19 protein-coding genes are annotated in these 22,629 nt (G+C 36.1%); 1 reads left to right on the top strand and 18 read right to left on the bottom strand.

Annotation, left to right across the window (positions count from 1 at the left end; translation table 11 throughout):
• The first annotated feature begins 164 nt into the window (after positions 1-164).
• Positions 165-1,496, top strand: a complete 1,332-nt coding sequence (gene argG, locus EV693_RS03805; protein WP_132501058.1) for an argininosuccinate synthase — start codon at positions 165-167, stop codon at positions 1,494-1,496.
• Between the two features lie 74 nt (positions 1,497-1,570).
• On the opposite strand, the gene EV693_RS03800 is transcribed toward argG, so the two are convergent.
• From EV693_RS03800 to EV693_RS03715, 18 genes are all read right to left on the bottom strand, one after another.
• A complete protein-coding gene (locus tag EV693_RS03800) occupies positions 1,571-1,921 on the bottom strand; it encodes a DUF5358 family protein (RefSeq protein WP_279432608.1) in 351 nt (116 codons plus the stop codon).
• A gap of 215 nt (positions 1,922-2,136) precedes the next feature.
• Entirely contained in the window at positions 2,137-2,745 is a 609-nt protein-coding gene (locus tag EV693_RS03795) for a sigma-E factor negative regulatory protein (protein ID WP_132501056.1), read from the bottom strand.
• A gap of 67 nt (positions 2,746-2,812) precedes the next feature.
• Positions 2,813-3,385: an RNA polymerase sigma factor RpoE gene (gene rpoE / locus EV693_RS03790; RefSeq protein ID WP_132501055.1), complete on the bottom strand. Its 573-nt coding sequence runs from the start codon at positions 3,383-3,385 to the stop codon at positions 2,813-2,815.
• A gap of 134 nt (positions 3,386-3,519) precedes the next feature.
• Entirely contained in the window at positions 3,520-5,046 is a 1,527-nt protein-coding gene (gene lnt, locus EV693_RS03785; RefSeq protein ID WP_132501054.1) for an apolipoprotein N-acyltransferase, read from the bottom strand.
• Positions 5,043-5,927, bottom strand: a complete 885-nt coding sequence (gene corC, locus EV693_RS03780) for a CNNM family magnesium/cobalt transport protein CorC (protein WP_132501053.1) — start codon at positions 5,925-5,927, stop codon at positions 5,043-5,045. Before corC ends, lnt begins: the two co-directional genes overlap by 4 nt.
• 111 nt (positions 5,928-6,038) lie before the next feature.
• Positions 6,039-7,946 carry a DNA topoisomerase IV subunit B gene (parE, locus tag EV693_RS03775; RefSeq protein ID WP_132501052.1) on the bottom strand — a complete coding sequence of 636 codons (1,908 nt, stop codon included), beginning with the start codon at positions 7,944-7,946 and terminating at the stop codon, positions 6,039-6,041.
• A 170-nt stretch (positions 7,947-8,116) separates the two neighbouring features.
• Entirely contained in the window at positions 8,117-9,142 is a 1,026-nt protein-coding gene (gene holA, locus EV693_RS03770; RefSeq protein WP_132501051.1) for a DNA polymerase III subunit delta, read from the bottom strand.
• Positions 9,142-9,654 (bottom strand): LPS-assembly lipoprotein LptE, encoded by a 513-nt coding sequence (locus tag EV693_RS03765; protein WP_132501050.1) that lies wholly within the window; start codon positions 9,652-9,654, stop codon positions 9,142-9,144. The genes holA and EV693_RS03765 overlap by 1 nt, the downstream gene beginning before the upstream one ends.
• 147 nt (positions 9,655-9,801) lie before the next feature.
• Positions 9,802-11,016: a peptidoglycan DD-metalloendopeptidase family protein gene (locus EV693_RS03760; RefSeq protein WP_132501049.1), complete on the bottom strand. Its 1,215-nt coding sequence runs from the start codon at positions 11,014-11,016 to the stop codon at positions 9,802-9,804.
• A 64-nt stretch (positions 11,017-11,080) separates the two neighbouring features.
• Positions 11,081-11,575: a LysM peptidoglycan-binding domain-containing protein gene (locus EV693_RS03755; RefSeq protein WP_132501048.1), complete on the bottom strand. Its 495-nt coding sequence runs from the start codon at positions 11,573-11,575 to the stop codon at positions 11,081-11,083.
• 12 nt (positions 11,576-11,587) lie between these two features.
• Positions 11,588-12,172, bottom strand: coding sequence for a YqaA family protein (locus EV693_RS03750; protein ID WP_132501047.1), 585 nt, complete (start codon positions 12,170-12,172; stop codon positions 11,588-11,590).
• A complete protein-coding gene (gene surE / locus EV693_RS03745; RefSeq protein WP_132501046.1) occupies positions 12,173-12,949 on the bottom strand; it encodes a 5'/3'-nucleotidase SurE in 777 nt (258 codons plus the stop codon). It lies immediately after the preceding gene.
• A 35-nt stretch (positions 12,950-12,984) separates the two neighbouring features.
• Complete coding sequence (gene leuS / locus EV693_RS03740; protein WP_132501136.1) at positions 12,985-15,567, bottom strand: leucine--tRNA ligase; 2,583 nt, start codon at positions 15,565-15,567, stop codon at positions 12,985-12,987.
• Between the two features lie 113 nt (positions 15,568-15,680).
• Entirely contained in the window at positions 15,681-16,904 is a 1,224-nt protein-coding gene (locus EV693_RS03735; RefSeq protein ID WP_132501045.1) for an MFS transporter, read from the bottom strand.
• A complete protein-coding gene (locus tag EV693_RS03730) occupies positions 16,885-18,765 on the bottom strand; it encodes a hypothetical protein (protein ID WP_132501044.1) in 1,881 nt (626 codons plus the stop codon). Before EV693_RS03730 ends, EV693_RS03735 begins: the two co-directional genes overlap by 20 nt.
• The gene (locus EV693_RS03725) at positions 18,749-19,144 is read right to left on the bottom strand and encodes a hypothetical protein (RefSeq protein WP_132501043.1); all 396 of its coding nucleotides are present in this window, start codon (positions 19,142-19,144) and stop codon (positions 18,749-18,751) included. The genes EV693_RS03730 and EV693_RS03725 overlap by 17 nt, the downstream gene beginning before the upstream one ends.
• A 36-nt stretch (positions 19,145-19,180) precedes the next feature.
• Positions 19,181-22,135, bottom strand: a complete 2,955-nt coding sequence (locus tag EV693_RS03720; protein ID WP_132501042.1) for a non-ribosomal peptide synthetase — start codon at positions 22,133-22,135, stop codon at positions 19,181-19,183.
• On the bottom strand, positions 22,077-22,628 hold the full coding sequence (locus EV693_RS03715) for a hypothetical protein (protein ID WP_132501041.1): 552 nt from the start codon (positions 22,626-22,628) through the stop codon (positions 22,077-22,079). Before EV693_RS03715 ends, EV693_RS03720 begins: the two co-directional genes overlap by 59 nt.
• Between the last annotated feature and the right edge of the window lies 1 nt (position 22,629).

Raw genomic sequence — 22,629 nt, 5'->3', positions numbered from 1 at the left:
ATCCTCAACTTTTTTGCAAAATTTTAGCATAACATAAATAGACCGCTTTACCTTATTTCTCGTAAGATTTTAGATGTAATATTTGCTATTTTCTAGTACGATATAATCACCCAACTCCGCAATCGTTTGCTTGCGTTTATTATCACACAATAATAGGAATTTATATGTCAGCTACAATCCTTGAAACTCTCCCCCTCTCACAAAAAGTCGGTATTGCTTTTTCTGGTGGCTTAGATACTTCAGCAGCACTATTATGGATGCGTAAAAAAGGGGCTGTACCTTACGCCTACACTGCAAACTTAGGTCAGCCTGATGAGGACGATTACAATGCTATTCCACAAAAAGCAATGGAGTATGGTGCAGAAAATGCTCGATTAATCGACTGCCGCAAACAGCTCGCTCACGAAGGTATTGCTGCGATTCAGTGCGGTGCTTTTCATATTTCAACAGGCGGCGTCCCCTATTTCAATACTACGCCTCTTGGTCGTGCGGTAACAGGTACAATGCTTGTGGCAGCAATGAAAGAAGACGATGTTAATATTTGGGGCGATGGTTCAACCTTTAAAGGCAATGACATCGAGCGTTTTTATCGTTATGGTCTATTGACCAATCCAAAATTAAAAATCTATAAACCGTGGCTAGATCAAGTCTTTATTGATGAACTTGGCGGACGTTTTGAGATGTCGCAATTCCTTATTGCTAACGGCTTTGACTACAAAATGTCGGTGGAAAAAGCCTATTCCACCGACTCTAATATGCTGGGTGCAACCCATGAGGCAAAAGATTTGGAAGAATTAAGCACAGGAATGCACATTGTTAAGCCGATTATGGGCGTGGCATTTTGGGATCAATCTGTTGAAATCAAACCAGAAATAGTTACTGTTACCTTCGAAGAAGGCGTGCCAGTCGCATTAAATGGCAAGCGTATTGATGATGCCGTAGAGCTAATTTTAGAAGCTAACCGCATTGGTGGTCGCCACGGTTTAGGTATGTCAGACCAAATTGAGAACCGTATCATTGAGGCGAAGTCAAGAGGGATTTATGAAGCACCTGGAATGGCATTATTGCATATTGCCTATGAACGTTTAGTTACAGGTATTCATAATGAAGATACGATCGAACAATATCGCATTAATGGATTGCGTTTAGGGCGTTTACTTTACCAAGGTCGCTGGTTTGACCCACAAGCCCTAATGCTACGAGAAACCGCCCAACGCTGGGTAGCCAAGGCTATTACTGGCACGGTAACGCTCGAATTACGCCGTGGTAACGATTATTCTATCCTCAATACTCAATCACCAAACCTGACTTACGAAGCTGAACGCTTAAGTATGGAAAAAGTGGAAGACGCACCGTTTACGCCAGCCGATCGTATTGGTCAATTAACTATGCGTAATTTGGATATTGTGGATACTCGTGGTAAATTAAGTATTTATACCGATACAGGATTACTCTCTGTACAAAACAATGTGCTGCCTCAATTGAAGAGCGAATAGTAATAGTAAAAAATATGCAAATGAATGAGCTTACTCATTTATTTGCATAAAAAATAACCTTAAAATGTGTTAGTTTAGCCGTCATCTTTATTCATCATTTCTTGTACCTGCTGATATTTCTGCTGGTATTCTATTTTAAATTTATCACAAAGTTCAGGAGAAACACTCGCACGCTGATGATTAAATTTATTAACCTGTTTAGAAAAATAATCTCTTGATTCAGGATCTTGTGCTATTTTGATTATATTCTCTAAAGAAATTAAATCTTCTAATACCTTCTCTCGATAATATCTCATTAATAACCGATCTTTTTCGGTCAAGCTATTATAAACTTGCTGATAATTCTTCTGCCCTAATTCAGGAAAAATACACTGTTCAATATTATTCATTTGACGAATGAATATCTGTATATCCGTATCTGAAATTTTATAGGTAGACTAGATTGCTAAAGGCGGATGTGCAACCACCGTGAAGCTAATAAAAAATAAAAAGAAACTAAGAAAGTATTTAAATATTTTATGGTTATATCTGCTGTATATAGAATCAAATTAAAATAAAGCCCATAAGTATTTGAAGGATAACTTATGGGAACTATTTAAAAAACCGATCAGAAATTCAATTAGTCTAAACAAATCTCTCTTTATTGGCTAGGATCAGATTCTTTTGTACTATCAAACTTATCCGATTTATCCTCCAAACGAGAACCCTGTGGTGAGATGTAATCTTGCAGTAAACGATTAATACGATATTGCTGATGAACCAATTGCTGAGAACTTATAAAATCACGGTTTTCAGTATTGTAGCTTACTGGCTGTATTGAATTGCTAAATGGTAATGTCTGTAATGTTGGCTGACTTGACTCAACAACTTGTGCAATTTCATTTTCTGAATAAAAAGAATTTACACCAAACACAGCGACAAAACAAACAGACGCTGCGATCCCCATTTGCATAACTGGCATTGTCCAGCGTTTTAATTTAAGTATCTTATCTCTAGATGATTTAGTATTCACTAATGGATCAGATGCAGGGACTACCGCTCGCTCAATCTGTTCATTATCTAATAACGCAGCCATTTTAGCCGAGAAATCTGCCCCCAAAAGCAATTCTTCCCCACGTATTACGCTACGAATGATGTGATAGTTTTGCCATTTTTGTTGCAACTCAATACTGCTGCATAATGTTTCACTAAACACTGGATCTACATTATGTCCATCTATATAACTAGAAAGCTCTTCTTTCGATTGCATATACCACTCCAATAATATTGTTTATTTAATGAGCCTTTTATATGAACGGATTAACGGCATGAATAATTTACTGTATAAACGAATTTACTTTTGCGTCAATCGCTTCTCGAGCTCTAAAAATTCTCGACCGAACCGTACCAATAGGGCATTGCATTATTTCTGCAATTTCTTCATAACTTAATCCATCAAGCTCTCGTAAGGTAATCGCCGTTTTTAGCTCATCAGGTAAATTTTCTATCGTATCAAAGACAATGCGTTTTAATTCATCAGATAACATTAAATTTTCAGGCGTATCCACTTCACGAAGATAACTGCCGCTGTTATGAATTTCCGCATCTTCAGCTAAAACATCTTCTTTAGGCGGTCTTCGACCTAATGCCGTCAAATGATTTTTTGCCGTATTTACCGCAATACGATAAAGCCAAGTATAAAAAGCACTTTCGCCTCGAAATGATTCTAGCGAACGATACGCTTTTATAAAGGATTCTTGCACAATATCAGGAATATCATCACGAGACACATAACGTGTTAGCAACCCTGCTACTCTGTTTTGATAGCGTATGACGAGTAAATTAAAGGCTTTCTTATCGCCACCTTGTGCACGTTCAACCAATACTTGATCGGTTATCTGCTCACTCATCTATTTTTGTTCTCCTAACTTATACGCTTTTCCATTTGCCTATTGCACGCTCTTTAGTGCTTTATTTATTGGAAAAGTTCACTATGGTCATTTATTTATATAAAATTTCGATCCAGATAAATCATCTTGTTATTTTATCTACGACGACTTTGCATTCTGCCAATAACTGCAAGTAACAGTATAACACCACCGATCGCCCATATTCCCCTCCGTCCCCACTCTGCGAAGAACGTTTTTCCCTCGACAACTGGAAGTGTGTATGTCAGTGCTAATTCTGAAAATTGAGGTACTTCTGCGAGAACTTTTCCCTTATGATCGATAAATGCTGTTACCCCTGTACTTGTCGCACGAATAAGCGGTTTCCCCAACTCCAATGCCCGCATTCTCGCAATTTGGAAATGTTGCCAAGGTCCAATGCTTTCGCCAAACCACGCATCATTAGAAATAGTTAATAAATAGTCTGACTGATAGGCTTTCGCATTTTTCTGAACTTGCTCGCTATAAATAATTTCATAACAAATCGCCATCGTAAATCGATGATTTGCTGCCAATAACGGCTTTTGAATAAATTCCCCCTGCGACAAATTCACGGGTAAAATAAAAACATCTCTCAACCAATCCAACGCTCGCCCAAAAGGGACATATTCGCCAAAAGGTACGAGATGATGTTTATTATAACGAGGAGAAGTCTCTAACGAATAAGGTTGTTCTGGATTTCCCAATGCAATGGCACTATTAAATAAACCATTATCAGATTGATAAAGCGTACCAATAATCATCTCTGTACCATGCCTTACGCCAGCTTGGTGTAGCTGTGCCAAGAGCGGAGCAATCTGCTGTTCAACAGCAGGTATCGCAGACTCTGGAAAAATAATCAAATCACTTTTTCCTAACAATGGCGTAAATAAACGCTCATAGGTACGAATCGTTTCTTGAAAATGGTTTGGATCCCATTTCATTTTTTGTTCAATGTTGCCTTGTAGTAAGCTGATTGTCAGTGGCTTTTGTTGAATATTGACTTCAACAAATTGAAACCTCTGAGTTACAGCTCCCCCCACAATCAATACAAACAGCGAAACACAAGCGGTTAAAATTTCTAATTTTTTTGCAGAATTGCAAAAAATTTGAACAAAATAACCGCTCGCAACAAGTACAAAAAAGGTTAATCCTTCTACCCCAAAAATGGGGGCAATGCCAAAAAAAGGAGAATCAATTAAACTGTAACCCAATTGTAACCACGGAAAACCAGTGAAAACCACTTCCCTTAAGTATTCGGTAAAGGTGAAAACCGTTGCCATCACCCACGGATTATTCACCCTAAAACGCCCGACAATATAAGTAAATAACAGCGGATAAAGTGCAAGATAAGCAGCTAAAATCAACACGGCAACATAACTGACAATCTCAGGCACGCCGCCGAATTGAATCATACTGACCTGTACCCAATTCACGCCGAACGCAAAATAACTTACCCCCCATAAGAATGTCGTCCATAATGCTGCTCTACGCTCAAATTGAGTCGCAATCCAAACCAACCCAGCGGCAGAAATAAAACTTATCCACCAATAATCAAATGGGGAATAAGCAAAAACACCTATTCCCCCACTGACAAAAGCGACCGCACAAGCGGTCAATTTTGCACTATTTTTTACCTTTTTCATTCGTTTGAACTCTCTTGTTGCATACGATCGAGTTGTTCATCGCTAACGGTAATGCGTAATTGAATGAGACGACGACTGTCTGCAGAAGTAACCTTAAATACCACCCCCTCAAGCTCAATCTCTTCACCTCGTTTTGGCAAATAACCAAATGCTTTCACCACTAAGCCACCCACCGTATCCACTTCTTCAATATTAAAATTCGTGGCAAACTGTTGATTAAAACGTTCAATATCAGTCAAGGCTAATACGGCATAACTGTGCTGCGATAACTGGCGAATTGGCTCCGCTTCTTCCTCATCAAATTCGTCTTCAATATTGCCCACAATTTGCTCTAAAATATCTTCAATAGTAACTAAACCAGACACAGCACCAAATTCATCAACAACGACCGCCATATGAAAACGCTCGGAACGAAACTCTTTAAGCATACGATCTACTCGCTTACTTTCAGGCACAATCACCGCGGGACGTAAAATTGCCATCATATCAAAGGCTTCAGAATCAGAACGCAAATACTTCAATAGCTCTTTTGCTAACAGTATTCCTTCAATAGTATCTTTGTCATCACGGATAACAGGAAAACGAGAGTGTGCAGATTCAATAATTGTATCAACACAAGCATCAAGTGGTTGTTCAGCGGTAATAAACACAATTTGTGGACGAGGGATCATAATATCACGCACGCGCAGCTCAGAAATCTCCATCACCCCCTCAATCATTTCTTTCGTGTCTTTATCAATTAATTCATTTTCAGCTGAATCACGAATGACACCAACCAAATCCTCACGATTTTTGGGTTCTTGTTGGAATAGCCCACCAAACAACGATTTTAAAAACGATTTTTTCTCTTGCGTAGCCACGCCTTGCTGTTCATCACTCATTTTGTATACTCAATCAATTAAATTACAATCAAAAATTATCATATTCTAGATAAAAAATCGACAAAGAAACATTATTCTTCTGCTAATTTTTCCATTCATTTCATCTTTAAATCAAGCTAAATCCGCTTCGTTTCCTCGATGTTGTAGCCACTGCTTACGATCTTCTGCTCGCTTTTTAGCTAATAACATATCCATTAATTCAAAGGTTGCTGATTGCTCATTCCCTTCATCAACAGGTTCTTCCAACATCAATTGCACTAAACGGCGTGTTGTCGGATCCATTGTCGTTTCTCGCAATTGACTTGGATTCATTTCACCTAAACCTTTAAAACGCTGAACATTCGGTTTTGCTTTTTTCTTCGCTAGACGAGTCAAAATGGCTTCTTTCTCATTTTCATCAAGTGCATAATGTACTTCGTCTTTACCAATATCAATGCGATAAAGTGGCGGCATTGCAACATAAACGTGTCCATTTTTAACTAAACTTGGAAAATGGCGTAAAAATAATGCACACAGCAGTGTCGCAATATGTAAACCATCAGAATCTGCGTCTGCAAGAATACAAATTTTGCCATAACGAAGTTGGCTTAAATCATCATTGTCTGGATCAATCCCCATTGCCACAGCAATATCGTGAACTTCAGTCGATGCCAAAACCTGATCAGGCGAGACTTCCCAAGTGTTCAGAATTTTTCCTCGTAATGGCAAAATAGCTTGGTATTCTTTATCACGAGCCTGTTTTGCTGATCCGCCCGCAGAATCCCCTTCTACTAAAAATAGCTCTGTTCGATTTAAATCCTGCGAAATACAATCCGCCAGTTTACCAGGTAATGCTGGACCACTTACCAATTTCTTGCGTACAACCTTTTTCTCCGCTTTCAAACGGTTCTGAGCAGAGCTAATCGCCAATTCTGCAAGCTGTTGTGCCAACTGTACATTTTGATTTAGCCATAAACTAAACGCATCTTTCACGCCATTTTCAACATAACTCGCCGCTTGACGAGAAGAGAGACGCTCTTTGGTTTGCCCTGCAAATTGAGGTTCTTGCATTTTTAATGAAAGCACATAACTACAGCGATTCCAAACATCATCAGCCGCTAATTTAACCCCTCTTGGCAATAAATTGCGGAATTCACAAAACTCAACCATCGCTTTAAACAAACCTTGACGTAAGCCATTAACGTGCGTCCCCCCTTGAGGGGTAGGAATTAAATTTACATAACTTTCACTTAATAATTCCCCTTGCATTTGCCACGTCAATGCCCAGCTTAGTGCTTCTGTCTCACCACTTATATCGCCAATGAACGCTGGATTAGGTAAATATTCACTTTCCCCTAATGCCTCCGTTAAGTAATCGGATAAGCCGTCCTCGTAATGCCACGCTTCCTGAGTATGATTAATATGGTCAGTAAAATTAATCGTTAATTTAGGACACAATACGGCTTTTGCTCGCAATAAATGTCGTAAGCGACTAACAGAAAATTTAGCAGAATCAAAATATTTTGGGTTAGGGTAAAAATGTACCCTCGTCCCCGTTTGGCGTTTTGGACAACTTCCGATGACGGTCAAATCCTCAATTTTTACTCCATTAGCAAACGCAATCGTATAAACTTCACCGCCACGCTTAATCGTGATTTCGACACGTTCAGAAAGTGCATTGACAACTGAAATTCCAACGCCGTGCAGCCCGCCCGAAAATGTGTAATTTTTATTTGAAAACTTACCGCCTGCGTGCAATTTGGTCAAAATCAACTCTACACCAGAGATTTTCTCCGTTGAGTGAATATCGACAGGCATTCCTCGCCCATTATCGATTACTTCAAGGGAATTATCTGAATGTAAAATCACATCAATTTGATTAGCAAATCCTGACAATGCTTCATCAACACTATTATCAATTACTTCCTGCCCTAAATGATTAGGGCGAGTCGTATCCGTGTACATTCCAGGACGAAGCTGAACAGGTTCAAGATCTTTTAGGACAGTGATTTCATCTGCACCATAACGTTTTTCAGACATAATAAACTCAATTTAATACTTATTAATGAATGCTCTACTTGCAATCACTCACGATAAAGATAACGAAAAATTCTATAAAAATGACCGTCTATCAATAAACAACAGCAAGCGGTCAATTATACGATTTATCTTGCAAAATGCCTTTAATTTACACGTCTTATGTCCCTATCTCATTGACCAAATTGGGTACAAAAACGAGCAAGAAACAACCAAATATCTTCATCAAACGCCTGCTTTATAGATTTTTCCAATTTTGCAAGAGACTGAATTAATTGATACAACTTCTGATAAGTCAAGCGACTTACAGCCTGCTGATAAAGCATTCGGCGAGTTTGCCATACTTTTAAGCGATCAAACTCACCACGAAGATTGCCTGAAAACAGCAGTTGATGAGCTGTAGCCTTTTGTGGAGAACGTGTTATTTCTAATAGTAAAAATAACTCTTTCTGCACAATTCTCAACAGAACAACAGGTTGAATATCTTCTTGTTGTAATTGTGCTAAAATGCGTATTGCTCGATGAATTTTCCCCTCAAGTAGTGCATCAACCCATTGAAATGGGGTAAATTGAGCAGACTGTTCTACAATTTCCTTTGCTCGAGGTAAGGTAATTTTACCGTTATTAAAAGAAAGTTTGAGCATTTGCAACGTTTGCTTTAATGCCAATAAATTCCCTTCATAATTATGGCTAAGAAATTGAATGGCTTCTAATTCGATATGCAAATTCATCGACTGAGCACGATGGGCGATCCACGCTGATAATTTTGTTATATCGGGTGTTTGGCAATTTACTTGCACAGTGTTTTGACTAATCTGGCTAAACCAGCTCTGCTTCTCAACCTGCTTCGTGAACTTTGGCAAATGTAGAATAAACAATAAATCTGGTGAAGAATAAGCAAGCAATTCTGCTAGATTTTTTTGCTGACTCACAGTGATACTATCAGGCAAGTTTAGCAATAGAGCTTGGCGGTTAAAAAACAGACCGTTAGATTGTACCTGCTCAAATAGCTGATCCCATTTGGTATCGTTTACAATGACAACATCATTTTTTTCATCAAAGCCTGATGAAAATGCTTTCTGCAAAATTTTGCTTTTAGTTTCATCAACCAACAACAAATCCTGCCCAGTTAAAAGATAAAAAGGCTGCAGTCCTTTTTCAAGGGCGAACTCAATAGCTTCAGGGAAAATACGTTGCATTATTTTACAGACTGTTTTTCTGGTGATACAGCTAATGTTTTATACACGCTTGAAATTTTAATGAGCAATTGCCACGAGGCTTGCTGATACATTTGTTTCATAATGCTCTCACTCTCATTGGATTTCGCCAATGCAGCACGAGAATCATCAAAAAACGTGCGATAAACTGATGTTTCAACTGGGTAACTGCCTTTATTTGGTATCGTAACCGTTGCGTTCACTGTGAGGCTTAACACCTTCTCTGCTTCTCTTGCCTGCTTAAATACAGAAACAACTCGTGCATCGCTAGCGACCGCATTTAACCTGATATTCGCTACCCCATCTGATTTAGCCACCGTTTGAATGCCATTCAGCTCCATCTGTTCTCGCAAAACCCTTGACATATCACTATAAGGATCCGCACTATCGAAACTTAATACTCTTAACTCAGCAGGAAGTAACTCACTATTTTTAAATTGCCAGCCACAAGCACTTAAACATAAAATAAAAATCAGAGAAAGCCATTTAAACATACATATTCCTCAAGTTTTGGTATAATAAGCGGTTAAAAATTACCGAAAATTTGCAATATTCCCCACGGCATTATATACAACAATACGGCTGTCGAGATGAACAAAATGAAGACGCACCTAAGTGCGTCCGTAAATTGAACAAACAGATTATCTTGACAGATAACGTGTCGGATCAACCGATTTTCCTTGATAACGAATTTCAAAATGTAATTTATTGCTGTTCGTACCAGAGCTTCCCAAAGTTGCAATAGTTTGCCCAGCAGCAACATTATCTTGCTCATCAACTTTAATACTATCATTGTGAGCATAAGCACTTAGGAAATCATCGTTATGTTTGATGATAATTAAATTACCATAGCCCTGTAATGCATTACCTGCATAAACAACACGTCCTGCAGCCGCTGCTTTAACTGCTTGTCCTTTTTGCCCTGCAATATCAATCCCTTTATTTCCACCTTCAGAAGCAGAAAATCCTGCAATGATTTGCCCCTCCGTTGGCCATACCCAATTTATTGATGATTTTGGTTCAGACGAAACTGGCGTTTTAGTTGGCAATGCAGAAGCAGGCACGGCAACAACACCTCCTTTAGCTTTTGCAGTTCCAACGCCTGCTTTCACAGGTCCTGTAATGGTACCATCAGAACCATAAGCTGTTCCATTTGCTCCTTGCGTATAAGTGATCGCAGGCTTCGCTGACTCTGATTTAACAGAATCTGGCGTTACAGCTACCGCATTTGCTGACATAGAAGCAACTGATGGAGAAGTAACAACAGCTTGCAATGCATTCCCCAATTTAATCACTTGTCCAATGCTTAACGGATACGGTTCACGCAAATTGTTCAACGCCGCAATTTCTTTAACATCTTTTCCTGCGATATAAGCGATTAAAAAAATCGTATCACCTTTTCTCACTGTATAGCTTTCCCCATTGTAGAAGCCCTTGTTAATTTGGCTGTAAATAGGTGCATTTTTTTCATCACGAGGAATAGTAAAATCTTGTGAAACAACTCTATTTACCGAGGCAGGTTTAACCACTGCCGATTTTACTGCCTGTTGTGCCACGGGTTGCTGAACAGTCGGTTGTGATAAAGAAGGCTGCTGTAAAACTGGTTTTTGTATAGGCTGCACAACCTGAGGTATTGCCATTGCTGTTGGCATTTGGGTTTGCTGTACTGAAGTTTGTTGTACTGGAATTTGTTGCATTTCAGTCTGCCAGCCAGCACTCGCATTATTGGCTATCGCCACTGGCTGGATTGGTGCAAGATCCGCACCGCTTGCAGAGACAACAGGCGCTGGCGATTGGTTTGAGCAAGCTACCATCATAAATGCCACAAGCGGAATGAGACAAAATGATTTTTTCATTCGTTATCCTTAAAAAAATAATTGCAAAATCGCAGCGAATACTCACCGCTTGTCGAGAGAATAATTATTGTACTCGCAACACTTGACCAATTTTGAGCTGATAAGGTTGGTTCATCTGATTTAATTGGGCAATTTCATCAACACTTTTACCCACTAAATATGCCACGAGAAAAATCGTATCACCCTTGCCGACAGTATAATTTGCCTCACGATAACAACCTTTTTGTATTTGTGTATAATCAGGCGAACCATTAGCAAGTCTCACCACTTGGCAAGCATTGGCTGGCGGAGTCATCAACACTGGCTGTGCAGGGTAAAGTGCCACTTGGGGATAAGCTGGTACAGATTGAACAGAAGGGACTGATGGCATAGGCTGGGACATTGAACCATTCATTCCTGCTGGCATTTCTGCAACTTGAATATCACTATCTAACCCCATTGGGATCGCATTAGGAATAGCATCTACATCTACCTGCGGTGCAGGCTGATTATTCATACACCCTACTAACAATGCACTCATAAAAGATAAAGGTATCCACGACTTTTTGATTTGCTTCATAAAATTTTCTCACTATTTGTATAACGTATAAATAAGGTAAGCGACTACCGCAACTGCGACAGTCCCCCAACCAATTAATTCAATTGAACGGCGAATTTTTTCTGCGTATTTACTGCCTCCCCAAGCGGATAATTTTGCCACAAGAATAAAACGTGCAAAACGAGAAATTGCCGCCGTTGCAACAAAAGGCCAAAACACCATTTGCATCACGCCAGCACAAAGGGTAAATACTTTAAAAGGGATTGGAGAAAAACCTGCGAGAAAGACAACTGCGACTCCCCACGTTTCAAACCACATCTGAGCTTCATCAAATTGTGCTTGCATTCCCCAATCCAACACCATACTTTTGACCCAATCAACGGCAAAAAACCCCAGTCCATAACCAACAATACCGCCAAGCACAGACGCAAATGTGGTATAAAACGCATAACGTGTGGCTAAATGTGGTTTACGCATCGACATTGGGATCAGCATTACATCAGGCGGAATAGGAAAAAAAATAGCTTCTATAAAACTGATAAAACTTAGCCCCAAAGCAGCAAACCGATGTGCCGCCCACGCCATCATCGTATCGTAAATTGTGCCAAATAATTTCATTTAAGCCTTTTCCTCAAACGTCCCTTTTAACCCCTCAATCGTTTGGTGAGCGGTCATATCCGCTTGTAGTGGCGTAATGGAAACATACTGATTATCCACGGCATAAAAATCCGTCCCTGCGTCCTTATCAATCGGTTTCCCACTTGCACCAATCCAATATACCGTTGCACCACGGGGATCTTGTTGTTTTACAATCTCTGCAGCAGGTGAACGCTCTCCTAAACGGGTTACCATCACGCCTGAAAGCTGATGGTACGGAAGATTAGGCACATTCACATTTAACACTTGATTAGCTGGCATTTTTGCCACCACGATTTTAGGCAATAATTCAACAACCACTTGAGCTGCAGTGTCAAAGTAGACTTCATCAGTCAAATAATTTGCCCCATTTTTCCCCACAAGCGAAACTGCAATTGAAGGCAAAGGCAAATAACGCCCCTCTAAAGCTGCTGCAACAGTCCCTGAATAAACCACATCATCACCTAAATTTGAACCGTGATTAATGCCTGACACAACTAAATCAAACTGCGTATCCAACAACCCATTTAAGGCTAGGTGGACACAATCTGCTGGTGTGCCAGCAATGACAGTATAATCACCATTATCAAAACGGTGTACTCGCAATGGTTCAACTAACGTTAAACAACTTGACGCCGCACTACGATTACGATCAGGTGCAACCACTGTTACCTGATGCCCTGCATTGCGTAACCATTTTGCTAAAACCTGAATCCCTCTTGCGTGAACCCCATCATCATTACTGACCAATATATTCATCTTGTTCCTTTTACTCAAATTTAGGTACCACTTGTTTAGCTTTTCACCGCAAAACTTAACATTTTGTATGGAATATAAATCTCTTTCACAATTTCTACATTCTCAAGGAATTTCAACACATTACTATCTGCTTTTGCAATCGCCTTCACTTCCTCTTCTGTGGCTGTAGCAGAAACAGTAATTTTTCCTCTTACTTTCCCATTGACTTGTACCACAACCAATTTTTCACTTTCTACCATTGCAGATTCATCAGCAACAACCCAAGGGGCAAAATCAATATTATCGTGTCCTAATGCCTGCCAAAGCTCAAAACAGATATGAGGTGTGATAGGATAAAGCATTCTCACCACAGCACTTAAGGCTTCGGCCATTACAGCACGATCTTGTTCGCTTTCCAATGGAGCTTTAGTCAGCTTATTCATCAGCTCCATAATCGCAGCAATCGCCGTATTAAACGTCTGACGGCGACCAATATCATCGCTCACTTTCGCAATAGTTTTATGCACATCACGGCGTAATCCCTGCTGAGTAACAGAAAGCACCTTCGGATCGAGCGTTGCTTTCGCTGGATTTTGACTGTATTCATACACCAAATTCCATACACGCCCTAAAAAGCGTTTTGCGCCTTCCACGCCTGACTCTTGCCATTCTAGTGTCATTTCAGCAGGCGAAGCGAACATCATAAATAAACGCACAGTGTCCGCACCATATTTTTCCACCATCTCTTGTGGATCAATCCCATTATTTTTGGATTTAGACATTTTGGTCATACCCGTGTACACCAACTCACGCCCTTCTGGATCGGTGGCTTTAATGATACGTCCTTTATCATCACGTTCTAATGTAACCTGCGTTGGACTTACCCAAATTCGCTCATTAGTTGGGCTGGTATAATAAAAAGCGTCAGCTAACACCATACCTTGACACAACAACTTATGTGCTGGCTCATCGGAAGTCAGTATACCTGCATCACGCAACAACTTATGGAAAAAGCGGAAATAAAGTAGGTGCATCGTAGCATGCTCAATCCCACCAATATACTGATCCACTGGCAGCCAATAGTTCGCTTCTTCAGCCTCTAGCATTCCATCGGCAAAATTAGGTGTCGTATAACGAGCATAGTACCAAGATGACTCCATAAATGTGTCAAACGTATCCGTTTCTCTTAAAGCTGGCTTGCCGTTATAGCTGGTTTTTGCCCAATTCGGATCCGCTTTAATCGGACTTTGCACGCCATTCATCACCACATTTTCAGGCAAAATTACAGGTAAATCTTGCAATGGCACAGTAACCACTTCGCCGCCCTCAAGTGTCATCATTGGAATTGGTGCTCCCCAATAACGCTGACGAGAAACCCCCCAATCACGCAAACGGAAATTCACTTGACGCTTACCAGCTCCCATCGCCTCTAATTTATCTGCGATCGCATTAAAAGCTTGTTCAAACGTTAAACCATCAAATTCGCCCGAGTGAATTAATTTTCCGTGTTCGGTATAAGCCGCCTGCGAGAAGTCCCATTCACTGTCATCAAGCGGTCTAATCACCTGATTTATTTGCAAACCATATTTTTGAGCAAACTCAAAATCACGTTCATCGTGAGCAGGTACAGCCATCACGGCACCTGTGCCATAATGCATTAATACAAAGTTAGCTACCCAAACTGGCACTTCTTTTCCAGTAAGTGGATGAATAGCAAACAACCCTATTGCCATACCTTTCTTCTCCATCGTGGCTAATTCTGCCTCTGCCACTTTGGTATTTTTTGCTTCACGGATAAATCCTGCCAACTCAGGATTAGTTTTTGCTGCAAGCTCTGCCAGTGGGTGAGCAGCAGCCACTGCAACATAACTCACGCCAAAGAAAGTATCTGGGCGAGTAGTATAAACTGGCAATGTCGCATTTGAGCCTGCGATTTTAAAGGTAATCTCCACTCCTTCAGAACGCCCAATCCAATTGCGTTGCATCGTTTTTACTTGCTCGGGCCATTGTGGAAGATTATCCAATTGATTTAACAACTCTTCCGCATAGTCTGTAATTTTAATAAACCATTGCGGAATTTCACGCTGTTCTACAGGCGTATCGCAACGCCAACAACACCCCTCGTGAACTTGCTCATTAGCCAGCACCGTTTCATCATTCGGACACCAGTTCACAGTAGAAGTCTTCTTATATACTAATCCTTTTTTATACAACTCGGTGAAAAACCATTGCTCCCATTTATAATATTCTGGACGGCAAGTCGTAACCTCTCGATCCCAATCATAAGAAAAACCCAACACTTTCAACTGGTTTTTCATATACTCAATATTTTCATAGGTCCATTTTGCAGGAGCGGTATTATTTTTTACCGCCGCCCCCTCTGCAGGCAACCCAAATGCGTCCCACCCCATTGGCTGTAACACATTTTTACCAATCATACGTTGATAACGAGAAATCACATCGCCAATCGTATAATTACGAACGTGCCCCATATGCAGACGACCTGACGGATAGGGAAGCATTGATAAGCAGTAATATTTCTCTTTTGTAGTATCTTTAATCGCTTTAAAAACTTTATTTTCTGCCCAATATTGCTGAACCTTTGGCTCAATCGCACTTGGGTTATAATGTTGCTGTATCATTTTTAACCTTAAATTTAATCGAAAAAATTAGGCGTAGCATAGCCTAAAATTACCTTTTTTTGAATGCTAAGCGGTCTATTTCAGTGATTTTTTTGCAGACTATTCGGCAGCTATTCTGCTTCTACGCTATAAAATTTGTAAGCATATAGACCCAATATTGAAACAATCGATACGCCTATTCCTATGATTAAATATTGCACTGAAGAAGTTGGCAAAAATAAATGAGAAAAAATAAACGTACCTATCGGCATAAACAGTGTTGCGACGGTAAAGATAATTGAAAATACTCGCCCGATATATTCATCAGACACCTCTTTTTGTATCGATGAAAAAAGCATAACATTAAACATAACCAAAAATATGCTATACAACAATATAAATAATGCTGAGAAAAGTAAATTATTCATCATCACCAATGATAAATAAAAAAAGACAATTGATAAGCCACTTAATGCCAGAAAGTAGAATAAATAACTTGTTTCTTTATTTTCTAATAGCTTGTAGGTAAATATACCGCCTATTATTCCACCTACTGCTTCTAAAGAGGTAAATAATGTATAGGGATGTATATGCTGACCAAAGATATAGCTTTTCTCAAATAAGTTCATACTATATGGCAAATACAAATCATAACCTGCAAAAAATATATTCACCAAAGAAGCAGTAATTATTAATGAAAGGATTTTCTTATAGCGAAGCAAATAGACAAAACCTTGTTTTATTCCTGTAAATATGCTTTCTTTTCTTTTAGATGAATCTTCAGTTTTATGCTCAAAAAGATCTAATTTAAACTCAAAATAGGCAGACGTGATAAACGTAATAAAATTAATCAAAATCACCGTGTCATAACCTAATTTATCCATCAGAACTAGGGTAACAAGTGGTGCAATAACCTTTATTAATTGATTAGAAACCTGCATAATAGAATTAAACTTTAGAATTCTTTCTTTTTCTACTGCAAATTTCACTAACGATTTTGAAGCTGGAGAGTTAAAGCTAGAAAGTACAGACAATAATACATTTACTATAATCACCATTGTTATCTTTTGCTCTGATGGCGATATTAACAATAGTAGCATTAGCATTGCAGATAATATATCTGTCACAATAACAATCATATTTTTTCTTTTTGAAATGTCCGATATCGCACCACCAAACAGATTCAACAATATTGAAACGATTGCTTCTAAACTCTGATAAATAGCTAACAACGTTGTGGAATTTAAATTTGACGTAGATAAAAACAGGTTATTTGCAAAATCAAAAAACCTATTTCCTATCACACTTGTAACTGTGCCAACATACAATTTTATTTCATTTGGTTTTATTTTCATGGTGTTTATCCTTATACTTTTTAATTATCTTATTTAAGTTAAAACTTCTTTCTGTAATTTCATTGATTATTAGATGTACATTATCACCAAGATAAGAAAAATAATCACTAACAATAAAATTATATAGATCTTTTGCATCACTATCAGACATCTTTGATAAGTATTTAAAGATACCTAGATCATAATAAAATTCCTTTTGGTTAATTTTTGCACTAAAAATTAGAGACAGTAGTTTCTTATAGTTGCTTCCTAATTTCCTAACCATAATACTTATACTCTCATTATTTTTCATTTCACATCCATAAGGATAAGCAATAACACTTATTCTCGTATCATGAAAGATCTCGCAGAAATTTAACAGCAAGTAATTTTCTATAACTTGTTTATGTGTTGAAGAAACTATTAAAAACTCTTTTTTAAATGTAAAAGGTAACAGCTGTAAATAAAAATCTATATCAATATTATATTTCACATTATTAACAGTTATTTCAATGCTTGTAGCCCTTAATTTAGAGACTAATCTGTCATTATCCTTATAGTTTTTATTTATATCAGACAGGGCTTTATTAAAATATTTCGGATAAATATTATATTTTAATAAGTCTATATCTTTATACTTAAAAAGTAACACACTTTTCGTAACCCTGATCAATTTAGAACCACACAAACTACAAATTTGTTTTTTATCCTTAAAATCAGATATTTTTAAATTTCGTACTTTCAATAAGTTTTCTTCAAGCTCTTCCACTTTACCACATGAACAAATAATAACATTTCTTTCTGACACAGTAATGTAATCACTCTGTAATAGAGAGTAAATTAAGTTACATACCTTCCCTTTCTTAGATGAATCTAAATAGAAAGTTGTATAAGCTCCTCCGTAATCTTGATATTCATTTAAGAGATTAGATATATTTTCATCAGATTTTTTATTATAAGAATTGAGGTTATTTATTGCAAATACATTATTAAAATTTATAACATCAGAAATAATTTTATTTAATAGTGGTGTAATAAACATTCCATATTTATTATGGCTATATGCTTTAATAGGCATATTAGAAATAACACAACTTCCTCTAATACCCATTATTAAATAAACAACCATTCTCTTAAAATGAATAAGCAGCTCACTAAAATTTAATTTTGTAGAATCAATAAAAGAATTAGATATTTTAGAATTATTATGAATACTAAACTCTTGATTGTTATTACTTAATTCCAAATACAATTTATCTGAATAATAATTTAGATTATATATACATACTTTAATGTCATTATTTGAGTCAATATCATCATCTATGTACTTTTGAAAATGAGTATAGTTAGCTAAACTCTTAGTGATTTTTAATAGAAGAATTTCATAACATGCGGTTAATAGTAATTTTATATTTATCTTTATGTCTTTATATTTATCTAATATTAATGGTTGATTTAGTCTACACTCAATTTCATCAAGAATTAATTCACATAAATCATGGTCAATAGATCTATTTTTTATATTCAGATATATTTCTTGTAACGAGTTATATAAATAACATTCTGAATTAGCATCAGAAGAAAAAATGACATTGAAAAATATAGTAAAATCGTTAATTTTATTCTTTTCTCTACTCTTTATTAATAAATAATCTAATAGATCATCTATTTTAGCACTATACAAAAATTGATTTCTAACACCAAAATCATCATAAGATGATTTTATATTATATATAAAACTCCCCCCTTCCAAATTAATTTTATATTCTAATCCCCCACTTTCAGATATATTTATACATTCTGTAGATTTACATTGATAATCTTTAGTATAAACAGTTATAGCATGAAGATTCGTTCTTTTAATATTAAAAATATTTAACAAAATACAATACAATACAATACAATAACTCCTCAAACTGATAAACTTCATATCTTGTATTGAAATTACTTAACACTGTTAAGTCTAGATCGCTGTTAAATCTTATCATATTCCTTGCATAGCTACCATTTAGTAAAATAACTAACTTATAATTAAAGTATTGATTAATAAACGTTGCCGTATCATGAATAATTAACTTTTTAATATTTATAATTTCCTTCATCAGTTTTTTATATAAAAACAGATTAAAATCAGACTCTAAACATTGGCTAATTATTTTTTCTTTTTCTTCTAAGAATTTATCATAAATCTCTTTTTTTACTTTAATAAATTCCTGTACATCTATAAACTTTATATTTCCCAAATTTATTTCTCTTATCATAGCAACTCTCCCTTCTTTCTAAAGAATAATTAAAAACTAAAATATATCTTTATTGGACAAAATATATAATTTTTCGTTTACAGTATATGCTGTTATATAAATATTCTTTGTTATATTATACATTTGACATTGCAACTTATACATCTCATTAATTTCCCGATCTAACTCAGTCTCCTTTATCTCCCCGAGATAATTTATAGACATAATATTGGCGTTGCTTATTTTCTCTTTTATAGTATTCAGATATTCATTTTTATTGAAATGAAATATATATGAAGGTCTGAAATTTTCTGTTGCGAATAACTCTATAATCCTCTTTGAATTTACAACATAACTATCATAATCTTCATTACGTCTTAGTATAAATGAGATACCTACATGAATATCACCTATAGTATTTTTAAATCGATAGGAATGATAATCCCTAATATTAAATAGTGTTCTTGCAGAAATACTATCCACACCTAGTTTCTCTATTGTACTTTTAGCGACTGTATATGAGATAAATATATTCATATCGGCGTTATCTAATTTCTCATAATTAGAAAGGGATAACACAAATTTACCATCTTTTAAGCTGTCTAATATATTTTCTTTTTCCTCAACTTCCGTTTTTATCAATTCATTAATATAGGCTGAAGAAATGATAGTATCAGGCGTATTTTTTGCTATGATTCCCTTACAGAATAGTTCGTAGCTGTTATTTTCATTTTGTAATTTATGACTAAGAGCATTCGTAATCTTGTGTTTGATAACATTAATGGTAGAAAAATCAGCAATACAATGGTCTAATCCACCAACTATTACAATATTATTTTTAAACCTTAAAATAACAAATAAAGATAGATAACTTTCAGTATAACGATTTAATGAAATAGTAGCTTTATAGTTATTTTCTATAAATGCTATAATATCACCATTATAATCTAGCTCCGTCAAATCTACCAATGGAATAACCTGTTTAAATTCAAACTCTTGAAAGATTAATTGTTTTTCTCTCACAATAAGTTTAGACCTTAAAATACTATTTGTATGAATGAGTCTGGTTATTGCCTCTATCACTTGCTGTTCTGAGTATGCCGTTCCCAACTTCATAGAAAAAGTAATCACGCTATTAAATTTCTCGAAATAATATCCATGTTGGATATGAATACTTGGGTATTCTGTCAAGATTTTCTCATCTCTAGAATCAAAGAAGCTGATGATGTCTTTATTCAGCTGGTGGTATTTTTCTGAAATATTTATGTCATTCGGTTTTGAAGCATTAACCCTTGATTCAACATTTAAATTTTCTACTATTTTTTCTATTGTTCTTTGGGTATAAAACAGATCAATGTCTATTTCTCTCAAGAGAGTTCTTTCTAATTTATTTGCAATATTAAATACATCTAAAGAATTTATACCCAGCTCAAAAATATCATCAGTGATTGCTATGTTATCATTTTGTGTCTGTACTTTTACTATATTTAATAATTCACCTAAAATACCTTTCTTCACAGGGATACCATTTTCTTGTGAGGTTTTATTAGATTTAGATATATAGTTTTCTACTATGAATTTTCTATCAGTTTTATTATTTTGAGTTAATTTTATCTCATTTACTTGCTCGATATAATTAGGAAGCATATATCTTGGTAAATGTGCGGACAATAACTGGTGAAGATTCTCTCTAGAGAGATTATTTTCTAAGACAATATTCGCTAAAATTTTATTTTGATAAAATGCAACACCGACACTGTTCACTTGAGCTATTCTTGATATTCTATTTTCTATATCGCCTAACTCTACCCTAATACCATTAACTTGAATTTGATCATCAAATCGCCCACAATATTCCAAACCATAATTACCTATTGAAACAAGATCACCTGTCTTATATGCTTTTTGATTTGTACTATCATAATAGAACTTTTCTTTATTTAATCTAGGGTTATTGATATACCCATCACAAACTCCATCTCCTAATAATACCAGCTCCCCTATACCGTCTTTAATGTTTATTATATCAAAATGGCAACCCGTTAATGGATAACCTATTGGGATTTTGTGCTCAAAGTAATTATTTTTTCTAAGTAGTTCATGATAAATAGCATACACTGTCGATTCTGTTGGGCCGTATAAGTTAAATAATCTGAAATTCCAATCGGATTGCTGCCACTTTTCAAAAATAGGATATTTAAACGCTTCCCCCGCTAACATAACAAATTCTAGCGAATGAAACATTTTATCCAATTCTTCATTATTGAAGTTATTTAACATCTGTAAAAAAGTAGAGGGGGAGGCAGCAAAATGTGTAATACGATACTGATAAAATAAATCAGGGCTGTTATTATAATTTCTAAAATCTGACAAATCTAAAACACAAACGGCTGATTGATAAACCCAAGAAAATATTTCTGTTATTGATACATCAAAGAAATAGGGTGTACTGAAAAGGTAGACAGATTTTTTACTAACTGGGCAAATATCTTGCATATTCTTAATTATATAATTCAAATTATTATAATTAACTGAACAACCTTTAGGTATTCCAGAGCTACCTGATGTAAAGAGTAGATATGCCTCATTATTTGGATCATAGTCAGTGGTAAATTTTTGATTTAAACACAATCTCTGATTATCAGCATAATGAATGATGTTGATGTCATTATAGTTAAACTGTATATCATCAGAGATCAAACACGTTATCTCTGCAATTTCCAGTATATTACCTATATCTTCAGCTTTTAAATTTTTATTAATAGGAACAAAACTTTTACCTGCTTTTAACACAGCAATAATTGAAATGATAATTTTACTTGAATGGCTCAGTAGTAGCCCAACTCTTCTATTGTCAGGATTCATCTTCTGTTGAAGAATAGAGGCATAATAGTTTGAAATCTCATTGACATCTTTATAGCTAAAAGAGTTCTCTTTTTCTATAATTATTATTTCATTTTCTTGCTCGATTAAATTCTGATAAAATTTTTCTAATAGGTGTAAATATGACATTTATTCCCTCCGGCTCAGTTTCAAAATTGTAAAATTTTATTTGGCTATGTTTATCAGCACAAACAGCAATAAACCTATCCTCTCTTGCTATAGTAAAAACAGAATTGATATAGTTTTGAATATCTATTCTTTTTATATCAGATAGCGTCAAGTTCTCTTTTTTCAAAATAGCTTCTTTTATACAAAATACTTCAATGTTGGTATATCTAGCTTTCAACTGCTTATCATATTTTGTCTGAATAATACGTTGATCTACATAATCCTGCTTAGATATACAATCAATACCTATTGGATAATCATTCACAGCAAAAAAAATCGTATTATTGCAATATGAAAAATTAATGTAGAGAAGCTCTCTATCTAAAATAATTTTCCCATTAACACTTCTATAAAACTGAGTCTCTAGGATCTTCTCTAAATGGCGATATATGTTATTTTTTAATTCACGTTTTATTTTAGCAATATTCTTAACTACAATTTCTATGATTATCATT

The organism is Nicoletella semolina (assembly GCF_004345745.1).
Classification (GTDB): Bacteria; Pseudomonadota; Gammaproteobacteria; order Enterobacterales; family Pasteurellaceae; genus Nicoletella; species Nicoletella semolina.
This window is presented reverse-complemented; position numbering and strand designations above follow the sequence as displayed.